We start from the raw sequence: 5,171 nt of genomic DNA, 5'->3' as shown, positions 1-5,171 counted from the left end.
GGGCTCGGGGGCGGCCGCCCCTTCGCCGCCCCCGAGCCCCAGCGGGTACCCGCCGCGCGCGCCTGGGCCACCGGGTACGACACGGCCGTACGGCTCTCCCTGCGCGTCGAGGTCCTCGCGCCGACCGGGTCCGGCAGGACGGGCGAGGAGCTCCGCCCGCGCTTCCGGGCCGTGCCGCAGGTGCACAGCCTCTCCGACCCGGCTCTGGTCGCCGACGCCGCCGACGTGTGGTCCGGCGCGTCACCGGCGGGCCGCGCGCTCGGCGGCGCCCGCATGAACGCGCTGCGCGCCCTGGGGCGCGCCGCCCACGCCTGGCCCGCGCTCTCGCCCCTGCTGTCGGCCGCGGTACCCACCGCCGTCGACCTCGCCGACGAGGAGACCGGGGAGCTCCTCGGAGCGGCCGCCCGGGCCCTGGACGCCGCGGGCGTCGAGGTCCACTGGCCCAAGGACCTGATCCGCGAGTTCACCGCCCGCGCCGTCGTCGGCCCGCCGGACGAGGCGTCGGGGCAGCGCTCGGGCATGCCCTCCCTGCTGTCCGCCGACAAACTGCTCGCCTTCGGCTGGCGCTTCGCCATCGGCGACCAGGAGCTGTCGAGGGCGGAGCTGGACCGGCTCGCCGAGGCGAGCCGCCCCGTCGTACGGCTGCGCGACCAGTGGGTGCTCGTCGACCCCGAGGCGCTGCGCCGCGCCCGCGACCGGCGCGACCGGCGGATCACCCCCGCCGAGGCGCTGGGCGCCGCGCTCACCGGCAGCGCTCCCACCGGGAACGACGACGACGAGACGGTCGAGGTCCACGCGACCGGCTGGCTGGCGGCGCTGCGCGACCGCATCGCCGACCCCGAGGCCCACCGGGAACCGGTCGTCCAGCCCGCCGCGCTGGCCGCCACGCTGCGCGACTACCAGCTGCGCGGCCTCGACTGGCTGAACCGGATGACCTCGCTCGGCCTCGGCGGCTGCCTGGCCGACGACATGGGCCTGGGCAAGACCATCACCCTGATCGCCCTCCATCTGCACCGCCAGACCCTCCCGGAGGCCGCCGGCCCCACCCTGGTGGTCTGCCCGGCCTCCCTCATGGGCAACTGGCAGCGCGAGATCGAACGTTTCGCCCCCGGCACCCCGGTCCGCCGCTTCCACGGCGCGTCCCGCGACCTGGACACGCTCGGCGAGGGGGAGTTCGTCCTCACCACCTACGGCACGATGCGGCTGGACGCGCCCCGGCTGGCGGGCACCGGCTGGGGCCTGGTCGTCGCCGACGAGGCCCAGCACGTCAAGAACCCCTCCTCCGCGACCGCCAAGGCCCTGCGCACCATCGGGTCGAAGGCACGCGTGGCGCTGTCCGGCACCCCGGTCGAGAACAACCTGTCCGAGCTGTGGGCGATCCTCGACTGGACCACGCCCGGCCTCCTCGGCACGCTCGGCGGCTTCCGCCGGCGCCACGCCCGGGCCGTGGAGAGCGGCGCCGACCCGGCGGCCACCGAACGCCTCGCGGCGCTCGTCCGCCCGTTCCTGCTGCGCCGCCGGAAGTCCGACCCGGGCATCGCGCCCGAGCTGCCGCCCAAGACCGAGACCGACCACCCGGTCGCACTGACCGGGGAACAGGCGGGCCTGTACGAGGCCGTGGTGCGGGAGATCCTCGCGGAGATCGCGGAGGCGGACGGACTCGAACGGCGCGGGCTGATCGTCAAACTGCTCACCGGGCTCAAGCAGATCTGCAACCACCCCGCCCAGTTCCTCAAGGAGAACGTCCCCGGGGCGCCGGGCCGGGCCGGCGACGGCCCCCGGATCGAGGGGCGTTCCGGCAAGGTCGAGCTTCTCGACGAGCTGCTGGACACCATCCTCGCCGAGGGCGGAAGCGTCCTGGTGTTCACCCAGTACGTCCAGATGGCGCGCCTCCTGGAACGCCATCTGGCCGCGCGGGGCGTGACCACCGCGCTGCTGCACGGCGGTACGCCCGTGGCACGGCGGGAGGAGCTGGTGCAGCGCTTCCAGGAGGGCGGGATCCCGGTCTTCCTGCTGTCGTTGAAGGCGGCCGGCACGGGCCTGAACCTCACGCGCGCCGGTCATGTCGTGCACTTCGACCGTTGGTGGAATCCCGCGGTCGAAACCCAGGCCACCGACCGCGCCTACCGCATCGGCCAGACCCAGCCCGTCCAGGTGCACCGGCTCGTCGCCGAGGGCACCGTCGAGGACCGGATCGCGGAGATGCTGGCGCGCAAGCAGGCCCTCGCCGACGCGGTGCTCGGCGCCGGGGAGGCCGCGCTGACCGAACTGACCGACGCCGAACTGGCGGAGCTCGTACGACTGAGGGGGACCGGACGATGACGACGACGGCACATGACGAGCTGGAGCGCGTCTTCGCGGCCCTGCCCCCGGTGACCGGGCAGGGCTTCGCCACGAGCCGGTGGGGCCGGGCCTGGCTCAAGGCGCTGGAGGACTCCGCCCTGGACGGCCAGCAGGTGAAGGCCGGCCGCCGGTACGCCCGCGCGGGAGCGGTCGGGGCGGTGTCCGTCCGGCCGGGGCGGATCACCGCGCTCGTCCGGGACCGGGACGGCGCCCCGTACCGCTCGGACGTGGTCGTCCAGCGGTTCACGGACGCCGACTGGGACCGGCTCCTGGACGTGGTGGCCGACCGTCCCGAGCACATCGCGGCACTGCTGGACGGGGAACTGCCGCCGCATCTGGCCGAGGACGCGGCCGTGGCCGGCGTCGACCTGCTGCCCGGCATCGGCGACCTGGAGGCCGAGTGCGCCTGCGGGGCGTGGGACCACTGTCTCCACTCGGCAGCGCTGTGCCACCAGGTCGCCCGGCTGCTCGACCGGGAACCGCTCGTCCTGTTGCTGCTGCGGGGGTGCGGGGAACGGGAGTTGATGGAGGAGCTGCGGGCGCGCAGTGCTCCGCGTGCCGCTTCGCGCACGCCGGAGCCACCCACGGGGATACCGGCGCGCGAGGCGTTCGCGGGGCGCGGCCTCGTACCGCCGCTTCCGGATCCCCCGCCACCGGTGGACGTGGCGGGGCGGCCGCCCGTCCTGGCCGACGAGGCGGACGGGGCCGAAGGGGCGCACGGGCTCGATGTCGAGGCCCTGGCGTTCCTGGCGAGGGACGCGGCGGTCCGGGCGCGGCGGCTGCTGGCGGAGGCGCTGACACCGGGGCATGAGCTGACGCCCGTGGCCGGGGAGCCGACGGTGCGCGAGGACGCGGAGCGGCTGGCCGCGGCCGGGCCGCCGGAGCGGGTCGTGGCACGGCTCGCGGAGGCCGGCTGAGCGGCAGCCGTCACGTACAAGCGCGGTCCGGCAGCTGCGGGCCGGTCGGGGCTGGTCGCGCCCACGCGGCGGTAGCTGCGTATCGGCACGGCCCCGCGCCCCTTACGGGACGCCGTAGCGCGCCGGACACGGAAGATGCGCGTCCTTACAGCCCGAAGATGTCCGTCGGCAGACCCGACGGGAGAGTCGAGGGCAGCGTCGACGGGAACCCGGACGGCAGCCCCGACGGCAGCTCGGATGGCAGTCCGCTGGGCAGGCCCGACGGGAGCCCGGTCGGGAGCGGGAAGGACGACGAGGCGGTGCCGGATGTCGGCCCCGCGCTGCGGCCCGGCGTGCCGTCTCCGGAGCCCTTGCCGCCCAGGAGCACCACGGCCCCCACCGCGAGGGCCGCGACCCCCAGCAGCGCGGCCGCGGCCGTCGCCACCCGCCATCCTCCCCCGCCGCCGGGCGGGGGCGGCGGGTCCGGCTGCCAGGTGGGGCCGAAGCCGCCGGACGGTCCGTGGGGTCCGTACGGCGGGCCGGCTGGCGGCCCCGGCGGGGGGCCTGGTGGGGTGGCCATACGGCCAGCGTCCCCCGGCCGCGGCGGCCCGGCCCGCGCGGTGACCGTTCCGCTACGGGATCCACTCCGGAACCGGACATTCCGACGACCCGCCGATAATGCCGCATTACCGCGATAAATATCCGCTAACCGTACGATTCCACCGATGACTGCCGAGATCACACGGACACGCGCCGTCGAGGCGAAGGCGGGCGCGGCCCGCCTTCTGCTCGCCTTCCGGCACGGCAATCAGGCGGCGTTCGACGACTCGCTGCCCGGGTCCATGGCGGCCGAGGAGGCCCGGGACCTCGTCGCCGCGCTCGTCTGGATCGCCAACGAGGCCCTCCGGAAGGCCTACCTGCCCGATGTCGCCGACCGGGTGCTGCGGCACCTCGTCAGCCGGGTACCGGACGAGCCCGGTTGGGTGGAGACGGACGAGGAGGCCGCACCGGATGTCGCAGTGCTGCTCGAATCCGTGTGGCGGAAGGACACGGAGAGGGTGCGGGAGCTGGTGCGCGCCACGCCCGACACGACCTTCGTGCTGGGCAAGCTGGTGCAGGCGGTCGCGCTTCTGCTGCCCGCGGTCCGGGACGCGGAAGTGTGCCGGGTGCTCAACGAACTGCGCGCAGGAACGCCTCCAGACCTGCCAGATCGTCCGTGTTGAGGTAGTCCACGCCGGCCGCGAGGAGCTCGCGCCAGAGCGCGTCCCGCGCCGGGCCGGGCGCGTCCGGCGTGGCCCAGAAACGGACCGCACGCCCCTCGGCGTGCGCGGTGGCGACGATCCGCCGGAGGGCGGCCCGCTCGGGGCCGGGCATGGGACCCACCCCCCGCCAGGTGAAGTTCTGCCCCCAGTTGTCGCTGACGAGGGGCGCGAAGGAGGCGGGCGCGCCACCGAGGTCGGTGAGACGGCCGTCGTAGAAGGCGTGGCGTGTCCGCTCCGCCTCCATGGGGGCGCGGGCGCCCCGGTCCCCCGAGACGACGGCGGTCACCGCGGCGCGGCGGACCCGCCCGCCGGACCACGCGGTGAGCATCGAGTGGTACGGGCGCAGATGGCGCGACAGGGCCCGGTAGGTGGCGTCGCCCGGGGTCTTGATGTCGATGAGCAGCTGAAGGGTCAGGTCGTATCCCCGGTACACCCGGCCGCGGTTGGCTCTGACGCGGCGCAGCAGGGGGCCGAGATAGAGGGATTCGAGCGTGCGTGCGGGGTCGAGCCCGGAGGGGTCGTGCGCGACGAGGAGCTCGTCCCCGACCAGCCAGATGTCGGCCTCCACGCTGTTGAAACCGTGGGAGAGGGCGTCGGTGAGCGGGTGGGGGTGCTCGTAGTCGTTGTGCGCGTGGGCGCGGCGCAGCGGGGGCCTGGCGCGCCCGGTCTC

Annotated in this window: 5 protein-coding genes; 3 read left to right on the top strand and 2 right to left on the bottom strand. The window is 75.4% G+C overall.

Annotated elements, in window-relative coordinates; all coding sequences use genetic code 11:
- Together K6I33_RS31595 and K6I33_RS31590 are read left to right on the top strand one after the other, a co-directional pair.
- The coding region (locus K6I33_RS31595; protein ID WP_229357979.1) for a DEAD/DEAH box helicase at positions 1 to 2,322 on the top strand (2,322 nt) is incomplete at its 5' end.
- Positions 2,319 to 3,260: an SWF or SNF family helicase gene (locus K6I33_RS31590; RefSeq protein WP_374286311.1), complete on the top strand. Its 942-nt coding sequence runs from the start codon at positions 2,319 to 2,321 to the stop codon at positions 3,258 to 3,260. The genes K6I33_RS31595 and K6I33_RS31590, both read left to right, overlap by 4 nt.
- 145 nt (positions 3,261 to 3,405) lie before the next feature.
- Here K6I33_RS31590 and K6I33_RS31585 read toward each other — a convergent pair whose 3' ends face one another.
- Positions 3,406 to 3,684 (bottom strand): hypothetical protein, encoded by a 279-nt coding sequence (locus K6I33_RS31585; RefSeq protein WP_229357978.1) that lies wholly within the window; start codon positions 3,682 to 3,684, stop codon positions 3,406 to 3,408.
- Between the two features lie 280 nt (positions 3,685 to 3,964).
- Between K6I33_RS31585 and K6I33_RS31580 the strand changes: the two genes are divergently transcribed.
- Positions 3,965 to 4,462, top strand: coding sequence for a hypothetical protein (locus tag K6I33_RS31580; RefSeq protein ID WP_229357977.1), 498 nt, complete (start codon positions 3,965 to 3,967; stop codon positions 4,460 to 4,462).
- Here K6I33_RS31580 and K6I33_RS31575 read toward each other — a convergent pair.
- The coding region (locus K6I33_RS31575) for a phosphatidylinositol-specific phospholipase C/glycerophosphodiester phosphodiesterase family protein (protein WP_229357976.1) at positions 4,410 to 5,171 on the bottom strand (762 nt) is incomplete at its 5' end. The genes K6I33_RS31580 and K6I33_RS31575 overlap by 53 nt on opposite strands.

Origin of the sequence: Streptomyces sp. UNOB3_S3, assembly GCF_020740895.1 — a bacterium.
Taxonomy (GTDB): Bacteria; Actinomycetota; Actinomycetes; order Streptomycetales; family Streptomycetaceae; genus Streptomyces.
The sequence above is the reverse complement of the archived record's forward strand: the minus strand, read 5'-3'. Positions and strand labels throughout refer to the sequence as shown.